General features: G+C 38.2%; 18 protein-coding genes, 1 pseudogene and 1 riboswitch. Of the genes and pseudogenes, 8 read left to right on the forward strand and 11 right to left on the reverse strand.

The annotated features are described in order from the left end of the window. Nucleotides 1-83 precede the first annotated feature (83 nt). The gene (locus V7161_RS28410) at nucleotides 84-353 is read right to left on the reverse strand and encodes a hypothetical protein (protein ID WP_335716148.1); all 270 of its coding nucleotides are present in this window, start codon (nucleotides 351-353) and stop codon (nucleotides 84-86) included. 303 nt (nucleotides 354-656) lie between these two features. On the opposite strand from V7161_RS28410, the gene V7161_RS28415 reads away from it, so the two are divergent. The 3 genes and pseudogenes from V7161_RS28415 to V7161_RS28425 form a co-directional block, all read left to right on the forward strand. Next, nucleotides 657-1,154: a sigma-70 family RNA polymerase sigma factor gene (locus tag V7161_RS28415; RefSeq protein ID WP_335716149.1), complete on the forward strand. Its 498-nt coding sequence runs from the start codon at nucleotides 657-659 to the stop codon at nucleotides 1,152-1,154. Then, nucleotides 1,147-2,169 carry an anti-sigma factor gene (locus V7161_RS28420; RefSeq protein WP_335716150.1) on the forward strand — a complete coding sequence of 341 codons (1,023 nt, stop codon included), beginning with the start codon at nucleotides 1,147-1,149 and terminating at the stop codon, nucleotides 2,167-2,169. Before V7161_RS28415 ends, V7161_RS28420 begins: the two co-directional genes overlap by 8 nt. A 313-nt stretch (nucleotides 2,170-2,482) precedes the next feature. Continuing rightward, nucleotides 2,483-2,640: pseudogene (locus tag V7161_RS28425) on the forward strand (tyrosine-type recombinase/integrase); the annotation flags it as partial. A gap of 100 nt (nucleotides 2,641-2,740) precedes the next feature. Here V7161_RS28425 and V7161_RS28430 read toward each other — a convergent pair. The 3 genes from V7161_RS28430 to V7161_RS28440 form a co-directional block, all read right to left on the reverse strand. Further along, nucleotides 2,741-2,956: a DUF7336 domain-containing protein gene (locus V7161_RS28430; RefSeq protein WP_335716151.1), complete on the reverse strand. Its 216-nt coding sequence runs from the start codon at nucleotides 2,954-2,956 to the stop codon at nucleotides 2,741-2,743. Between the two features lie 106 nt (nucleotides 2,957-3,062). Continuing rightward, on the reverse strand, nucleotides 3,063-3,521 hold the full coding sequence (locus tag V7161_RS28435) for a GNAT family N-acetyltransferase (RefSeq protein ID WP_335716152.1): 459 nt from the start codon (nucleotides 3,519-3,521) through the stop codon (nucleotides 3,063-3,065). Nucleotides 3,522-3,723: 202 nt separating this feature from the next. Then, complete coding sequence (locus V7161_RS28440) at nucleotides 3,724-4,074, reverse strand: VOC family protein (RefSeq protein ID WP_335716153.1); 351 nt, start codon at nucleotides 4,072-4,074, stop codon at nucleotides 3,724-3,726. Between the two features lie 195 nt (nucleotides 4,075-4,269). Next, nucleotides 4,270-4,370, forward strand: a riboswitch (SAM riboswitch). 81 nt (nucleotides 4,371-4,451) lie between these two features. Between V7161_RS28440 and V7161_RS28445 the strand changes: the two genes are divergently transcribed. Next, entirely contained in the window at nucleotides 4,452-5,579 is a 1,128-nt protein-coding gene (locus V7161_RS28445; protein WP_335716154.1) for a 5-methyltetrahydropteroyltriglutamate--homocysteine S-methyltransferase, read from the forward strand. A 454-nt stretch (nucleotides 5,580-6,033) separates the two neighbouring features. Then, nucleotides 6,034-6,984 carry an LGFP repeat-containing protein gene (locus V7161_RS28450; RefSeq protein ID WP_335716155.1) on the forward strand — a complete coding sequence of 317 codons (951 nt, stop codon included), beginning with the start codon at nucleotides 6,034-6,036 and terminating at the stop codon, nucleotides 6,982-6,984. Between the two features lie 97 nt (nucleotides 6,985-7,081). Here V7161_RS28450 and V7161_RS28455 read toward each other — a convergent pair whose 3' ends face one another. Beyond that, nucleotides 7,082-7,672 (reverse strand): molybdopterin-dependent oxidoreductase, encoded by a 591-nt coding sequence (locus V7161_RS28455; protein WP_335716156.1) that lies wholly within the window; start codon nucleotides 7,670-7,672, stop codon nucleotides 7,082-7,084. 307 nt (nucleotides 7,673-7,979) lie between these two features. Here V7161_RS28455 and V7161_RS28460 point away from each other — a divergent pair, with 307 nt between their 5' ends. Then, nucleotides 7,980-8,747, forward strand: a complete 768-nt coding sequence (locus V7161_RS28460) for a hypothetical protein (RefSeq protein ID WP_335716157.1) — start codon at nucleotides 7,980-7,982, stop codon at nucleotides 8,745-8,747. A gap of 14 nt (nucleotides 8,748-8,761) precedes the next feature. Then, nucleotides 8,762-9,217 (forward strand): hypothetical protein, encoded by a 456-nt coding sequence (locus tag V7161_RS28465; protein ID WP_335716158.1) that lies wholly within the window; start codon nucleotides 8,762-8,764, stop codon nucleotides 9,215-9,217. Between the two features lie 160 nt (nucleotides 9,218-9,377). Here V7161_RS28465 and V7161_RS28470 read toward each other — a convergent pair whose 3' ends face one another. The 3 genes from V7161_RS28470 to V7161_RS28480 are packed head-to-tail and all read right to left on the reverse strand — an operon-like array spanning nucleotide 9,378 to nucleotide 14,048. After that, on the reverse strand, nucleotides 9,378-10,805 hold the full coding sequence (locus V7161_RS28470; protein ID WP_335716159.1) for an aldehyde dehydrogenase family protein: 1,428 nt from the start codon (nucleotides 10,803-10,805) through the stop codon (nucleotides 9,378-9,380). A gap of 16 nt (nucleotides 10,806-10,821) precedes the next feature. Further along, nucleotides 10,822-12,453 (reverse strand): acetolactate synthase large subunit, encoded by a 1,632-nt coding sequence (locus tag V7161_RS28475; RefSeq protein WP_335716160.1) that lies wholly within the window; start codon nucleotides 12,451-12,453, stop codon nucleotides 10,822-10,824. 2 nt (nucleotides 12,454-12,455) lie between these two features. Beyond that, a complete protein-coding gene (locus V7161_RS28480; protein ID WP_335716161.1) occupies nucleotides 12,456-14,048 on the reverse strand; it encodes an FMN-binding glutamate synthase family protein in 1,593 nt (530 codons plus the stop codon). A 505-nt stretch (nucleotides 14,049-14,553) separates the two neighbouring features. Between V7161_RS28480 and V7161_RS28485 the strand changes: the two genes are divergently transcribed. After that, on the forward strand, nucleotides 14,554-15,210 hold the full coding sequence (locus V7161_RS28485; RefSeq protein ID WP_335716164.1) for a DsbA family oxidoreductase: 657 nt from the start codon (nucleotides 14,554-14,556) through the stop codon (nucleotides 15,208-15,210). Between the two features lie 90 nt (nucleotides 15,211-15,300). Here the strand turns inward: V7161_RS28485 and V7161_RS28490 are convergent, their stop codons facing one another. From V7161_RS28490 to V7161_RS28500, 3 genes are all read right to left on the reverse strand, one after another. Beyond that, nucleotides 15,301-16,215 carry a VOC family protein gene (locus tag V7161_RS28490; RefSeq protein ID WP_335716162.1) on the reverse strand — a complete coding sequence of 305 codons (915 nt, stop codon included), beginning with the start codon at nucleotides 16,213-16,215 and terminating at the stop codon, nucleotides 15,301-15,303. A 229-nt stretch (nucleotides 16,216-16,444) separates the two neighbouring features. After that, on the reverse strand, nucleotides 16,445-16,573 hold the full coding sequence (locus tag V7161_RS28495; protein WP_263297639.1) for a hypothetical protein: 129 nt from the start codon (nucleotides 16,571-16,573) through the stop codon (nucleotides 16,445-16,447). Nucleotides 16,574-16,616: 43 nt separating this feature from the next. Beyond that, nucleotides 16,617-17,627 carry a DUF3231 family protein gene (locus V7161_RS28500; protein WP_335716163.1) on the reverse strand — a complete coding sequence of 337 codons (1,011 nt, stop codon included), beginning with the start codon at nucleotides 17,625-17,627 and terminating at the stop codon, nucleotides 16,617-16,619. Between the last annotated feature and the right edge of the window lie 185 nt (nucleotides 17,628-17,812).

The following is a 17,812-nucleotide window of genomic DNA, read 5'->3' on the forward strand; positions in this document are numbered from 1 at the left end:
GAACAAGAAAAAAGAGTTGCCGCAGCAACCCGTTGTTCAACTCTAACTCTAGTTAATTTGAATAAGACTTCACTTTTAACATCCTACTTTTTAAAGGATATATAATACTCATACCCTAAGATTAATAACCCTACTAACGTAAACAAAACGCCTATCATAAATGGAAAACCCAGAAATAAAGACTCTACAACTTCATCGCCATATTGCTTTGCCCCAAAAATTGAAAACCACAATTTTGACTTTCCAGGCCATTCTGTAATACTCGTAGCATAAATGGCACCCAACACAATAATTGTTAAAGTAACCAACAATCCACCTAGCATCACAAATCCACCAATTAAAATTCGATTCATTGTCTTTTCCCCCTGAATGGTTATTATTAAAAATCGAATCCTTTGGGTATATCATTATTCATTATTTTTAGTTAAATTCCTTCTTAAGTATACCTGCTTCGTTAGTCGAATAAGAAAAAGTGCTACCTCAGCTACTCTAAAGCGCCATTTATTGTATAAGCATAGCTTTATAGCATATTGAGCTCATAAGTAACTTAGAGCACCGCTCCGATTTTCATGAACGTCGTTTATTTAGAAAAAAATTTCCATAATTGCAACTTTTTGCTATCGTTAAACGTGGTTAGGTTGAAAGGGGGAGAGGCAGTGGAGCTTGATCAAGCTTATCGAGAAAATGTAAATGATTTATATCGCTATCTTTACTCCCTTTCAAAAGATCATTTTATAGCGGAGGATTTAGTGCATGAGGCTTTTTACAGGGCATATTTGCAGCTCGAGGATTATGAAATTTCTAATATCAGAGCATGGCTGTTTAAGGTAGCCTACCATGCCTTTATTGATTTTCAGCGAAAAAATAAGCGCCTGGCCTTTAATGAACAATTTGAAGAAAGTGGGCCCATCTCAAAGGAAACGCCAGAAAAAAGACTGCTAGAAAAAGAGAGTTTTCAATTATTATTAAATGACATTCATTCGCTAAAAGAACAGGAAAGACATGTTTTACTGCTATGCGATTTTCATCAGCTTGCCTACAATGAAGCCGCGGCAATTTTGGATATAAAAATAAATACACTGAAAAGCCATTTACATCGGGGTCGAAGGAAGGTCATGAACAGAGTGAAGGAAAGGATGACGGCAGATGAGTGATGAAAAAAAACAAATTGAAGAAGACTATCAAAATTATCTAAAAGAATCTCTAAATGATGTGAGAGGGCTTCACCCCTACTCAAAAGAAGACCAAACAGAGATTGTAAATCAAGGTAAAAATATGGCACGAAGAACGAACATCATGATCAGTCTCGCTATTCTTTTATTGATTGTTCCTATCATGACTTTAGCCACCTATATGTACTACGCAATTGGCGGTCGGGCAGACCAGCTAATTGATGTTGTAACAAAGACAATTTATGTTACTGAACCAAATATGAGCTTAGAAGAGATGGATTTAGAAGATGAGATTAGTTTTTTTTCAATGAATATAAAATTTGATGTTTTTAAAAGAATTGGTAAAGAAGATTATAAGGTTGGAAACTATGATATTGACTTCTTGTTGAACCATCCAAGTTTTCCAAAGAAGAATTTGTTGTTAGATCGACCTTTGTCTGAAAACCCTAGCAAGGAAACGGAGGTCATGGTACACCCTACAGTAAGAATTCCTTATACTGAAACAGATGAATGGGATAAATTAAAAAAACTTCCAGATGGAACAGTCGCTGAGGTATATGTCTCGCTAAACAAGTTAATGAAACCAGAGGATTTGAAAGATAGTCTACCTAAAAATATGGAACTCCGCTGGTTTGCCGTTAATACAGGAATGGAAATCAAACAAGAAGACGCCGGCGGTGTACCAATTACGCCGCTAGGCTACCCTGCACAGTATGACCCAACTACATGGTCCCCATTTAAGACCAATAGTGAGTCGAATGAGGAGGTCTTTCTTGATATATTAAAATTGCTTAAAAAAAATGAAACGGTTGCTGAAAAAGTCGCTCGCGCCAAATCTTTGTCTATAAAGAGTCGCCTAGCCTATATCGAGCAACACGGTATTAAGGTTTATGGTGCCGTCATAACTGGTCCCACGGAAGAATTGAGAAAACTGCAGGATATGAAAAAAATTCGCGCAATGAAGGTGGGGGAAGTGAAACTATGGAACTGGGAATAAAGAAAAAAGTAGGGGGAAGACGCCTTCCTACAATATCAGGATTTTTATCTTTTCTGATTGCTCTCATTTCATTAGCTGGTTTAAATGTTGCCCTATTACTAAAAAATTCAGTGTTTCCGGGAGTCTTTATCATTCAGCTTCCCATTTTAGGATTTTTACTCGGTGTCATTGGGTTATTTACTAGGAGAAGATCGAGGCTTTTTGCCATATGGGGACTCTCCCTTTGTATCTTTCTGTTGATTTTTACCTTTCTAATGGTGATATCTTCATTGAGTATTAATTATAAACCATAGTTACGAAGGAAAGAAGGCAGCCAAGTGTTTTAAGGCACAGCTATACAACCCACTTATTGAATAATGGAGCACCTCTAGATGTTATTTAAAGCTATTAGGTCATGAAAAAAGTGAATCCACCCGGATATATGCCCAGTTAAGCGGAAGCATCAGGCAGGAATTATATAGGATTTTTTTTAGAAATAAAATAAGCAACGCATCTCACGATAGCGTTGCTTTATTTCACTCTTGCACCCGGTAGCTTAATAAGCATCCTTCCATTTAATAAAGCCTTCTTCCTATCCACTAATCTTATCAATCTCATGTTTACCTATATGAAAGCATTCCATAGGATGGTCTTTAAACCCAGATAGTGTCATATATTTTTCAATCACTTCTTCCGCCTTTTCATTTGTTGAAAAGACACCAATCATTTTTATCTCATCAAACATCAAGAAAAGGGCTCGCCCCAGCAATCCCTTTCTTAAACTCAAGCACCCTTTAATTAAGTGCATCACTTTATAATCTTGGATTAGTGTTTCAACTCCTACAAGAATGAACCGACTAATATCGGTTAAAAAATTGATTTACCTTTAGCGTTTTTATACGAATAGTCTCCGTTTAAATTATTGTTTTGGATATCCATTCATATTGAATATCAGGTAAATTTTCCTCATTTTCGTGTCCTCTACCAATGATTTTAAATCCATTCTTTTCATAAAATCGTTGTGCGTTTTCATTAACTTCAAATGTATATAATGTTAATCTGCCACTTGATTGTTCTTTTACCTTATCAAGTAATGTTTGACCTATACCGATTCCTTGATAATCATAATGAATATAAAGCTGGCTTATCTCCCTTTCATTATAGGCGACCATTCCAACTACTTTGTCATCCATTAACGCTAAATCTATTTGATACTGTCCTGGTAATATATTATTTAAAAAATTGATATGATTTTCAAGGCTATGAATTTCTTTCTGACCAATAGCCCGTTCCTTACTATCTCGCCACATTTCCATGGTCTGTTTAGCATACTTAGGATGATACGGAGTTATTATGAATTTGTGTTGTTTCACTACATTACCTCCTTAATATTTGTTTATTGATTTATAGTTAGTTTCTTGTCTTTAAAATAGATGAATATTATACGATACGAGTATTTTATTTTGTGAAATTTCTTTCTATCTTCTTTATTATCCTGTACCGTTCGTGGAACAAAAAAAAGATCGCCGAAGCAATCCCTGTCCTCCAACTCTTACACTCTTTAGTGAAACAAGGTTAACACTTGCACACCATTAAATGATTTCCATCAGGATCTTTAAATTTAAACCAATGGTTATGCTCAACACCAGTTGTTAATTCGACATTTTTACCTCTCATAAATTCATATGCTTGTTCAATATTGATAGTATTTAAATGAAAAGGTGGGGTTTTGAAAATATTATCCTCTGAATAAATTTTGCTATCTAAAACAATTCCAGTTCCATTCATAGGAATGATATATAAATGACCATATAATATTTCACCATCTGCTGGTAACCCTAATATGTCACAATACCAATTACGTGCTTCTTTTACATTACTTACAGGGATAAAAATGGTTCCAATTTGATTTAATATAGGGTTCATTAAATACCTCCAAAATGAATTACTTATATATAGATTAATTCGCTCCAAGTCATATAATCCCTTCTTGTTCAATAAAACGACCGTTGTTACTCCCCTATTATTCTATTTGCTGTGTGTATTTAAATAGATAGGATTAAAATATTGACAGAATTGCTGAACAAGTGTAATTTTATTGTTAATTAAATATTACTACTATTCTTATCTAGAGAGGTGGAGGGACTGGCCCTTTGAAGCCTCGGCAGCAGACATCTATTTGTACTGTGCCAATTCCAGTAGCGAATGCTAGAAGATAAGAGGAGAACCCGTTATGTACATACGCCCTCTTCTTATTTGTAAGAAGAGGGTTTTTTATTTTAAAAGAAAGAAGGAAATCATTAATGACAAAAGTACTTTTAAAAGCACCTTTCAAAGCCGACCATGTTGGCAGTTTTCTTAGAACTGAACCGATTAAAGAAGCAAGAAAGTCTTTTTCAAATGGGACGATCGATGAAAATGCTCTAAAGGCTGTAGAGGACCAAGAAATTGAGAAACTAGTACAAAAACAGATCGAAACAGGCCTAAAATCCATTACGGATGGTGAATTCCGACGTTCATGGTGGCACTTGGATTTTTTAGCAGGTTTAAAAGGAGTCGAATTCTTTGAAAGTGAATATGTTAGTCACTTCCAAGGGGCAAAAACAAGAAATAATGCCATTAAAGTTGTCGGAAAAATAGAATTTGATCAGCATTATATGATTGAACACTTCAAGTTCTTAAAGCAAGCTGTTGACAAGTTTGGCGATGGCAGTCAAGTGGCGAAATTTTCCATTCCTAGCCCGAATATGTTATTTACAAGAATTCAAGGCGATGACTATTATCAAGGAAACAATGAGCAGTTTTATCATGATACGGTAACTGCTTACCAAAAGGCCATTCAGGCATTCTATGATGCTGGCTGCCGATACTTGCAATTGGACGATACGTCCTGGATTGATTTTGTATCGGAAGAACGGATCCAAGCAGTCGTTGAAAAAATGGGTATGGACGTACGAGATATCATCAAAACAAGGGTAAATTGTATTAATGAGTTCATTTCCGGTAAACCTGAGGATCTGTTGATTACGATGCATATTTGCCGTGGGAACTTCAGATCGACTTTTATTACAAGCGGTGGATATGAACATATTTCTGACGCGATTTTCGCTGACTTAAAAGTGGATGGTCTGTTCCTGGAATATGATGATCAACGTTCAGGGGATTTCGAACCATTAAAAAACTTCAAACGTGCAAATCAAGCTGTTGTACTAGGATTAATCACATCTAAATACCCGGAACTGGAAAACCCTGAAACTATTAAAGCGAGAATTAAAGAAGCAAGTCAATATATTCCTTTAGAAAACTTGGCATTAAGCCCTCAATGCGGATTTGCCAGTACAGAAGAAGGAAACCTTTTAACCGAAGACGAGCAATGGAATAAAATAAAACACATCATTGAACTGGCAAATAATGTATGGGGCTCCATTTAACTTCTTGATATAATCATAATTTTATTGATATCCTCCTTCTATTCATTCACCAGAAGGAGGTTTTAATCTTTCCAAAATCCGACCCAATCAAACGTAAATAATAGAATGGCTATACAGAATAGCCTAATTTAGATAGTGACAACCCTCATAACTTCGTTAACCGAATATAGTATCAAGAAACGAAAGTGAATAAGGAGGGACAGTATTGTATTATCATCAATCTTCATCATCAAGTCCATGTCCAACGTATCATCTCTACTCGCTTTTTAGAACAATATCCGTTATCCCCTATTACTACCCTTCTACAACATGTTACCCTCGTTCCTTTGAAGAAATGTGGCTACGTCATTACAATAACCTACAAAGAGGATTCGACTCCACACTGCAAATTAGTGCTTACGAAAATAATGAAGCATTTCAACCGCATTGGGAATCGTTTAGGTGGTTCCCTTCCATGCATTATATGGAAGATCCGAAAGATACAGTAAAAACAACCATTGAAACTAAATGGAAATCGTTAAATGGCGCTCCGGGTGCTGCCATTTCTTATGTGGAAGAGATAGACACAGGTTATCGTATCCGATATCAGAATGGTGTTATTTATACTAAGAATGCAAATGGACCTGCTTATTGGGTTAATGGTGCAACTAATGAGAAGTATCATGCATTAGGTGGAGTCGAGAGCTGGCTGGGTTGGCCTGTTTCAGATGAATTACCAATAAAATATGACGAAGGCAAAGTCATGCGCTTTGAGCATGGTGAGATCTATTGGTGGCCCGAGACAGGTGCTATTGAAATCGATCAAGTGGTGTTGACTTATAAAGGGATTCATTGCTTTGGTCCGACAAGTGGACCTGGTTCTGACGAGGTTTATGCAACCATTAGCGTAGCAGCTCCTACTGGAAGGGACAATGAACCAGTAAATGTTTCAACATCCCTGACTAAACTTTACACAGATGTTGATAAAGGTGAAAGTTTCCCGGATCATATAGAACTCTATCGTGGAAAACCTTATGGTTTAAACATAACATTTGTTTTAATGGAACACGATGAAGGAGATCCAAATAAGTATTATCAGACAGTCCATGCAACGGTTTCTACTGCTGCCGCAGCCGCAACTTCAGGAGTAGCTGCGTTAGGCGGTCCACTTGTTGGAGGAGCTGCAGCCCCTATTTTGAAAGCACTTGTAACACCTGTGGCGAAAGGGATAAACAGTCTACTTGGCACAGGAGATGACTTAATCGGACAGTCCACGATTGTTCTTACATTGAAGGACATGGTTCAGCTTTCAGCAAGACCAAACGAATACGTCCTTAAAAATCAAATTCCCTTCAAGATCGAGACACCTCCACTCACCGGTCAAGGTTCTTCGTATAAAGGATATTTTAGTTTAGGTCGTGCCTAAACTTATTTGATTTATTAGAAATCCTCGAGAAAAATTCTGCAGCCCTCCCTTTATAACTGGGAAGGCTGCGAACGGAATGTTCGTACGGAAAACTGTGCTAACGGTAGCGTTCTTCTTTAAATGGATTGGCTGTCATCGAATAGCCAAGCTCTTCCCAAAAACCGGCTTCGTCTACCTTCATAAATTCAATCCCTGACACCCACTTAGAGCCTTTCCATAGATAAAATACTTCTGGTGGAATAAACCTTAGTGGATAACCATGTTTTGGCTCAATATCCTGCCAATCATGATTTTTATCTTTCCAACGATATACAAACAAAGAATCGTCCCCTAATAAAGGCTCGAGCGGCAGATTTGCTGAATAACCAAACTTGTCTCCATTGTAATACCCGTAAATTTTAATGTATTTTACATCTTCATTCATTTCAACAAATTTCAAAAACTCTCTAAGTGCAATTCCTTCAAATGATGTATCAAATTTAGACCAGGTGGTAACACAATGCATGTTAACGCTTGAAATAGTCTTTGGAAGCTCCATGATTTCTTTATAGGATAAGAATTTTTCTTCTTTTACCTCACCAAAAAGTCTGATATTCCATGTGGTTTCATTAAACTCGGGAACATCCCCTACGTGCAGGATTGGCCATTTTTCTGTTTCAAATTGGCCTGGTGGAAGCTGCTTTTCCATCATACACCATCCTTTTTTTCCTCTTAAACGTTAATTAAATCACAGTGTTACGTATAGTATGCCATTTCACTATTTAGTTATTTACATAATCCGGCTTCTGATGAATTTTTTGTAAAAGAAGTATTCATCAGATTCTTCTCCTTCCCTGTTACATATGGAGGAAATGACTGGTTAAACTATAGAAGACGTAAATAGGTCTTCTTTTGATGCTAATTCCACAATATTACCTAAATACATAATTGCAATTATATCCCACAATATGGACATTATTAAAAAGTACGAGGATTATTCTACAAAAGAGGTACGAATGATGAATCGAATTCCTCCCTATCGAAGACAAAGGGCTTATTTATCGCAATTTACAACTGGACAACTTCATTTGAAAAATCCGTGGGTCGTTGCCTTTTTTTCATTTTCATATCCGGGATTTGGACATTTATTGCAGCATAGATACGCAGCAGGGTTTCTTTTAATTTTATGGGAAACCTTTATTAATGGAGTTGCACATGTGAACCTTGGGATTTTGTATTCCTTATTGGGTGATTTTGATGCTGCAAAAGAAGTTATGAATCAACGATGGTTAATTCTTTACGTGGCAATATATATGTTTGGAATATGGGACGGTTATAGATCCACGGTGGATTTAAACAAACAATATGTATTAGCAGATAGAGAGGACGCTCCTATTTTGAATAAAAAAATGGGATCGTGGGACATGAACTACTTGGATAAACGTAAACCATTAGTAGCTTTAGCATGGTCCGTTTTATTTCCTGGTCTTGGTCACCTTTATATTCATAATGTTATTTCGGGATTTTTTATATTTCTCTATACAGTAGCAATCTGTTATTATGGTCATATTTTGTCTGCTATACACTTATCAATGTTAGGGGATTTTGTAAAAGCTAAAGAGGTTATTAATATGCAATGGGCACTTTATTTTCCATCCATATATTTTTTTATTATTTACGATGCCTATTCATCTACGATTGAGCTCAACAAATTGTTTGAAAAAGAAATGTCAAAATACTTACGGAAGAAATACCAAAATATTAATTTTAAAACTCCCATTTGAAAGGAGTGTATACATTGTTAGTCATCGCTTCCTTTGAAAACTCGATTTTTATTGAACTGGCCCTATCGGAACTGGAACAAAATGATTTTTCAAATGAAAGGATACTGGCTGCCCCTCTAGATAAAAGAAGTGAACAAAGGAAACTATTTGATACCATTCATAGGGCAGATGGCTTAAGTCTATTTGATGCAGCAGCCATACTTGGTACATGTTTGATGCTCTTAGGAGCCATTTATGGTTATATTTTAAAATGGGGTCCAATTATATGGGGGATAATTGGTGCAGTTAGTGGTTTGCTTTTAGGGTTTCTTATAAAAATGGTGTTAATTAAAAAAAATAAACATGGAGTCAAAAATATTACATCTGAAATTTTTTTAATGATTCGCTGTGAAGAACATGAATACAAAACCGTTGAAAAAATCTTATGGGAAAATCAGGCTCTAGGACTAACAAGAATAAAGAATATGTAGTATTTGTTTAACTGAAACCAGCCATTATGTTGGCTTTTGAAAATTATCATTCTAAACAGTATTTTTCCAATAAAGGGAAAAGGGTATCGAGTTTATACTCAGATACCCTTTTCCCTTTAATTCTAATCGCCTTGGGATGATTGGAACCGTTCCCCCGGTCCTACTTTAATTTAATGCCAATAAATTTAAGTTCCGTCATTTCTTCTATGGCATATTTAATTCCTTCTCTGCCTACGCCACTTTGTTTTACACCGCCGTATGGCAGATTATCCTGCCGGTAGGTAGAGATATCGTTAATCCAAACTCCGCCAATTTCTAATTGGTCTGCTACCCTGATGGCTCGGTCAATATCCTGTGTGAAGACTCCCGCCTGTAAACCGTAAATAGAGTCATTGGCATATCCGATGACTTCCTCTTCTGTTTCAAACGGAATGACGGATACGATCGGTGCAAAAACCTCTTCGGCGATGATTTTCATATTACGATCAACATTGGTCATGATGGTCGGGGAAAGAATAGTTCCATTTCGTTCACCGCCCACTTCGATTTTTGCACCATTTCGAACCGCGTCATCAATCCATAGCTTAGCCCGCTCGGCTTCTTTCTCGGTAATCATAGGTCCGATGTCTGTGGCTTCCTTCATTGGATCGCCAATTTTCAATGCCCTTGTTTCAGTGATAAACTGATCCAAAAATGACTGATAAACACTTTTTTGTACAAAGATTCGTTGGGCATGGATACAAACTTGTCCTGAAAAAGAAAATGCTCCTACCACTAATCTTTTTACAGCCGTTTCTATGTCTCCATCTTCGAAAATGATATTAGGGGAATTGGAGCCTAATTCTAGGGTTACTTTTTTAAAGCCAGCGGTTTCACGAATTTTCTTTCCGACTGCTAAGCTTCCTGTAAACGAAACTTTATGGACTTTTTCATTTGTGACAAGTGGTGCTCCTACCGCTCCCGTTCCCATTAACAAGTTTAATGCTCCATCCGGTAGGCCCGCTTCCTGAAATAACTTGACTAATTTATAACCCGACACTGGTGTTTTCTCGGCAGGTTTGAAAACAATCGTATTACCTGCAGCAATCGCTGGTGCAATTTTATGCAAAGACAGATTAAGCGGAAAGTTAAAGGGAGTAATGGCTCCCACCACACCTAATGGGATTCGTTTCACAAGCCCCATTCGATTTTCCCCGCCAATGGCTGCATCCATGGCCAGAACTTCTCCTGTAATATTTTTAGCAAGTTCCGAAGCAAAGCGTAGGACTTGAACGGAACGATTGATCTCATCTCGGCTATATTTGATTGGTTTACCAGCCTCTCGGACAATGGTGTCTATAAAATCCTCCGGCTTTTCCTCTAATAAGTCGGCAGCTTTTCGTAAAATATCACTCCGTTGATGTGCAGGCATTTTCTTCATTGTAGAATGAAAAGTTTCAAAGGCATTTTCGACTGCTTCATTCAGATCCGTTTCTGTCGCTAAAGCTAATTCGGCTACTATTTCTTGGTTATAAGGATTTATTACTTCGATTGTTTCCCGATTAGATTCATTTCGTTCTTGACCATTGATAATCGAACCGAGCCGCATGTTGACCCTCCCTTTCTTAGCATTGAAGATGACTTAATTTCTCCGTTAATTTCATGTTTTCACTATAATCAACTGGGCAATCAATAAAGACTGGTTTGTTCATGGCAATGGCTTTTTCTAGTGCAGGCTTAAGTTCCTCTGCCTTGTTAATTTGCATTGCTTCAAATCCGTAGGACGAGGCCAGCTGCACAAAGTCAGGATTTCCAAATTTAATATGGGAAGGACGGTTAAACTTTTTCATCTGATGCCATTCGATTAAGCCATACCCTTCATCTCTCCATAATAAAACAATAATTGGAAGATTCAGCCGTTTAGCTGTTTCTAACTCAGCGCCGGTCATTTGAAAAGATCCATCTCCGCAAACCGCGACGACGGTTCGATTCTGCTGGGCAAGTTTCGCTCCTATCGCTCCAGGGACCGCGATCCCCATTGATGCCAAGCCATTAGAAATTAGACAGGTATTCGGTTGATAGGTATGAAACATTCTACCTATCCATACTTTATGTGCCCCGACATCAGAAACCACAATATCCTCTTCTTTTAAAACAGCTCTTAAATCGGAAATAATTTTCTGAGGTTTGAGCGGGAAGCTAGTATCATCACTAAATTGTTGCAGCTCATTCAGTGCCTTATTCCGAACATTCAATACCCATGAATTATTCCTTTCTCCTGGGGAAAGAACCTTATGTAACTTTTCTAAATTCCGTTTGATATCTCCTACTACATTTAGTTTTACAGGATAATGTTGATCGGTCTCTGCTTCCTCTGTATCAATGTGTAAAATGGAGGTGGCACCATTAGGATTCCATTTCGAAGGAGCATATTCTGCAATATCAAAACCAATCGCGATTATTAAGTCAGCATGATTAAATCCACAAGTAATGTAATCATTCCCGCCAATGCCTGCTGTTAATAAACTTAAGTCATTTGTCCAGGGAAGAGCTCCTTTTCCCATGAAGGTATGGACCACTGGGATATTGGTCTTTTCCACTAGAGCCCTTAATTGATCCGCAGCCTCTCCTCTAGTTATTCCGTTTCCAGCTAAAATAAGAGGGTGTTCAGCCTGTTCAATAAGCTGGGCTGCCTCTTTAATGACCTGATCTCCTGCTTCTGTTAAAGTATGGACCGTTCCTTTTAATGGAGTTCCCTGCAACTCCATTCCAGCAACATCGTTTGGGAGATCGATGTGGACAGCCCCTGGTTTATCTTGAGTCGATACTTGAAATGCCTTACGAACTGCCTCAGGTATGATTTCTCCTTTTTTTATTTGTGCATTCCATTTTGTTACAGGTTCATAGATATGAATTAAATCATAATACTGATGACTGATTTTATGCTGCCGGTCTAAACTAGCTTGGCCGGTAATCGCCACAATGGGATTCAAATCCATGTTGGCATTTGCCACACCTGTCAAAAGATTTGTTGCTCCAGGTCCTAAGGTTGCTAAGCACACTCCCGGTTTTCCCGTTAACCTTCCGTAGGTCCCTGCCATAAAAGCAGCGCTCGTTTCATGTCGGGTAACGATAAATTTAATCGTTGAATCCAAAAGAGCATCCATAAGATCAATATTTTCCTCGCCTGGTATCCCAAAGATATATTCTACGTCCTCTTCCTCTAAACACTTCACTAATAATTCAGCCGCCTTCACTATTACACACCCTTTACAATGGATTGATACAATTCTTCTAATGAATAAACATGATCTCTTTCGTCTTTGTAAACGATATGTTCTGGTTTAAAATGCACGGGGGAATCCAAACCAGCTGCGGCAGCCAGACGGAACAACCCTTCCCGCATACTGATTAAATAATTAGCCGTACGATACTTTTTCTCATCAATGACAAGAGCCTTTTGTAAATCGGGATCGGTTGTGGCTACACCGACCGGGCAAGCATTTGATTGGCATTTTAAGGCTTGGATACAACCTACTGTAATCATTAATGCCCGTGCAATATTGACGAGATCTGCCCCCATCGCAAGAGCAATAGCGATTCGATCTGGTGAAAAAAGTTTTCCTGAGGCAATGATTTTCACTTGATCACGGACGCCATATTTGATGAGGGCATTGTTTACTAATGGAAGCGCAGCTTTAATTGGTAATCCAACACTGTCAGCCAGCTCCTGATAAGAAGCACCTGTACCGCCTTCACCACCGTCTACGGTGATAAAATCGGGGCCTTTTCCGGTTTCTTTGATGGCTTTTGCCAATTCATCGGCTTCATGCATACTTCCAATAACACATTTCATTCCAACTGGTTTGCCTGTTTCCTCACGAATCCGTTCCATAAAAGTAAAAAGGGACGGGAAATCACTAAATTCTTTAAAACGATTAGGGCTATCGATGGATTTAAATGGTTCTACCATCCGAATTCTTGCGATTTCCTCTGTTACTTTTTCTCCATCAATATGGCCGCCGCGTGTCTTTGCCCCTTGAGCTAATTTAATCTCAAACGCTTTTATTTGAGGTATTTGACTTTTCTCCTTTAATGCTTCCCAGCTGAAATTTCCCTCTCTATCTCTTACCCCAAATAGTCCGGGGCCAATTTGCATAATAATATCGACTCCGCCTCTTAGATGATATTCAGATAGTCCGCCTTCGCCTGTATTCATCCATGCCCCCTTCGCAATAGCTAATCCTTTGGAGAGTGCGGTAATGGCATGCTCACCTAATGAACCATAACTCATGGCGGACATCCCAATTTGCCCTTTTACAATGAAGGGGTGTTTTAAATTTTTTCCAATCACGATCGCATCCTTATCGTCTAATAAATAGGCGGATGATTCATTTTCCTCTAACACTTCTTTTTTCTGTGTAAATAAAGGTTCTTTTATCAAGAGGTAACGATTCGTCGTTACTTTTGTCTCTTGGTCCATTTTTAATTCCTCTGTTAATTTAGGAAACATGGAATTCCGAATATAAAAACCAGCTTCTTCAAAATCCCGTTGTGAACCATATCCCATCACATTACGTTTATACTTTGCTTGTTTTACAATATGTTGAAAATCGGTTCGAGAAAAAGGCTTTCCATCTTTGTTACTATCAAATAAGTACTGACGAAGCTCTGGTCCAATTGTCTCCAAAAAGTACCTTGCACGTCCTAAAACTGGATAGTTACGAAGAATCGGATGCTGTTTTTGCGTTCGGTCGATAAATAATAAATACAATCCTACTACTAGTAAGACCAATACAAACAAAACCAATAAAACAAATACAATGATGATCATCACATCGGCAATATTCATAATCATTTCCTCCATAAGTAAACACTTGATTGATATTAAAAATGGAATTTATAATGATAAGATTCTCTTTATGGGGAAATTTATCCTTAACGAAATATGAATTGAATGCAAATAGCCTGACCTCTGGTGTGGAAACGTATTACCCCACCGGAAGTCAGGCAGCCTTAATTAACTACTACCTTCGAATTGAACATCCCAATCATCAGATTCATCGACTGTTTCACAATCGTCAACATCTGAATAAAGGATGGAATCAACTGCTATTCTTTTTATTTTCAAGAACTCCAATCACTGTCTCCTCCTAATTTGTTTATGGTATTCGTATGCATGTCCAACCCATTTTGTAAGGGGCAATGGTTTAGAAATTATTAAATGAGTGGATCCAAACCATTCTTTATATCTTTAGAAAAAGTATTGAATTGATATACTAAAGGAATCACAGATTAAGGAGGAAGTTTTCATGTTAATAGAAATGTGGACTGATTTTGCTTGACCATTTTGCTATATTGGCAAGAAGCGTCTGGATGACGCTATTCAGAAAATCGATTTTCCTGTTGAAATCGTGTATCGCTGCTTTGAATTAGATCCGTCAATAGGACGAGATGTTCCATATAATGTATACGAAAGTTTATCAAAAAAATATGGGATGAGCCTGGATCAAGCTAAGGCGAGCTGCCGCAACACGGAGCGCATGGCTCGGGACGCTGGATTGGAGTATCATTTTGAGAAAGTCATTTTAACCAATACTTTTGATGCTCATCGATTAACGTTGTATACAAAAAAGTATGGGATGATGAAGGAAATGACCGAACGACTCTTGCGTGCGTATTTCACCGAGGGTAAACATATTGGTGACCATGCCACACTTGTTCAGTTGGCTGAAGAAATTGGTTTGGATGGTCCGGCGGTGAAAGAAATGCTCTCAGGTAAGGAAATGAGTGATGCTGTTTACGCAGACGAAGTTCAAGCCCAGCAATACGGGATTCGAAGCGTACCCTTCTTCCTCATAAACAAAAAGTATTCGCTGACCGGGGCTCAGCCTCTTGAAACATTTGTTCAGGCTCTCAAGCAAGTCATGCAGCAGGATGGTCCCTTCACTAACCTTGGCGGTCAAAGTGGTGCCATTTGTGATGATGACGGTTGCGAGATTCCGGAGAAATAAACCATAAAACGTAATGTAAAAAGCCGAAAATAAGCTAGCAGTATATAAATACTTGCCTATTTTCGGCTCATTAATCATTTTGATTTCTCTTTATCCCTTGTATGCTTCTTGTAATTTTTCAAGATCAAATTTCTTCATTCCAAGAAATGCTTTCGTTACACGTGCACGTTGCTCCGGTGTGCTCTTGCTCATCATCTCGTCCATCGCACTTGGCACAATCTGCCAGGATATGCCATATTTATCTTTCAGCCAGCCGCATTGCTCGGCTTCAGGAACTGCCGAAAGTTTTTCCCAGTAGTGATCAATCTCTTCTTGTGTGTCACAATATACCATAAAGGAGAGTGCCTCGTTAAAACTGAATTTGTGTTCATGCGCGCTATCCATTGCAGAAAACCACTGGCTTTCAAGCATGAAATCAGAGAACATGATTGTTCCTTCTTTGTCAGGTTCCATGCCTTTAGGATAACGGACCATAAGCCCCTGCTGTGCATTCTTAAATACAGATAAATAAAATTGAATCGCCTCTTCCGCTCTGCCACATTTATCTCCGACAAACAATAGTGAAGGCACAATTGCAGGCCGCTCTTCCCCTTCTGGGTTGGTAAGCATTAACTGCCAAGACAAACCATATTTATCCTGAATCCAGCCAAACTTTTTACTGAACGGATACTCACCAAACGGCATTAACGCTGTGCCGCCTTCGGTCAATTTGTTCCAAACCTCAGTTATTTTTTCACTAGCGTCTTTTTCTCGCGAAGGGTCAAAATTAACAATGAAAGACACAGACGGATTGAGCTTGAAATAAGGTCCTGCGCTGATGGCCATGAACTTCTGCCCCCAAAGCTCAAAAGTGACTATATCGGAGTCGCCAGAAGGTGTGTCGTGGATTGTTGTTACATTCGTAATTTTGGAGTCCGGGAAAATGGAAGCATAGAACTCGGCAGCTTCTTTTGCCTCCTTGTCATACCATAAATGCGGAACGATTTTTTGATTTGTTTTCGACATAGATATTCCTCCTTCATTTCAGGCCAAGGGGGCGGTTCTTATGGCCTGGGAACAGTCCCTGCAGCAAATGATATCCCTTTTTATTTTAGCACTTTTTTCCACTATTCTGCCAAGCTAAAGGAACAAATCATTTCATTTTTACTAAAATGGATATAACGAAATCGAATATTTGTGAGTCATTTAAAAAAGAAGGTACTGAATTCAGTAACCTTCTTTTTGTAATTAAGGATTATTGTTTTTTCAATTCATTAACAATCTCATTAATGCGTTTTTCCACTTCATATAGGTTCTTCTGCATCCTTTCACGACGACCGGTCAATACTTGCAGTTCCTGTTTTAATTCCTCTGTTTTGCTCATGATATCCCCTCCTGAGAATTTCGCTAATCTACTTTTTATAACCTCATTTTTTCTTCATCGCTAATTCCCTTCTGTCTTCGGCCAAAGGAGGCTGTTCCAGCCAACCGTTCTCAATCACTAAGTCCATCCAATCATTCCCAATTTTCACGTCACCAGAAATGGCCATCATGTAATGTGGAGTCAAATCCCTTCTGGGTGACGATGCCCATCCCGTTCCGTAATATACCATTGCGGTTGAGAATAAAAATCCCACTTGATACATCATTAGCTTTTCTGAAAACGGAGAAGTGGTGGATTTTGTCACTTCCGCTTCTAAAGTTGGCGGTGCAGGCAGATTTTCCTTATTCAATAGGTCATGAAACATTTGGATGTGGCTGTCCTTTGTTTTCACGGCATCCAAAAAAAAGGCTCGAACCTTTTTAGTTTGAGTGACTTGGCAAAAGGCAACTGTGACTGCTTTCGCCATGATGCTCTTCTTCAAATTAAAATAAATATCGGTAATCTCAATACAGCTTAACGGCCTTTTTTCACCAAACCAACCTGCTATAAAGTTATCGTCTTTGACAAAATCAGGTTTCTCAGGTGGAAAAACCACTGGGGGGCGATAGTATAAGCCTTTTTCCATCAGAATATTCTTTGTCCGATTACATAATTCAATTGAAGAAGCATTACAACTCGTAAAATATTCACGAACGTCATGTCGAGCACTAGTTGTGAGCGCCCCGCTGTACCCATGACAGCCATGAATAGACATGATATTTAAAAAATGTAGACACAATGCATCAGAAAAAAGTCGTGGTGTGTTTGGAATCATGTCATGATTCGTAAATCCGATTGGAATTGGAAAACCTTCACTTATAAAGAATTCTTTTATTATCTCCAAATGCTCGGTACCGAGTGAAATCGCATATTCAAAAACATCTATGATTTCCTTGTCCTCTAGGTGCTCAATCATGTGTTTATGAAAGCAAAGCCCTGCTGTTTCGTTTAAATATTGTGTCCAGAGGGCAGCAATCTCTGCGGAAGTCAATTTGGTTTCATGATTGGAATTCACGCAAGACACCTCATTGTTTTTTCATAGATTGTCTTACATGGAATTGAAATATACCTTATCTTTATTTAACGAAACACCCCTAAATTGAATTTATAAACCGGAACTTTATCTTTCGTGGTGGAATGAAAAATAGAATGACAAAAAAGAGTGTACCATAAATGGTACACTCTCAGAGTGTAGACAAA

It is taken from the genome of Neobacillus drentensis, assembly GCF_036965425.1.
Taxonomy (GTDB): Bacteria; Bacillota; Bacilli; order Bacillales; family Cytobacillaceae; genus Neobacillus; species Neobacillus drentensis_F.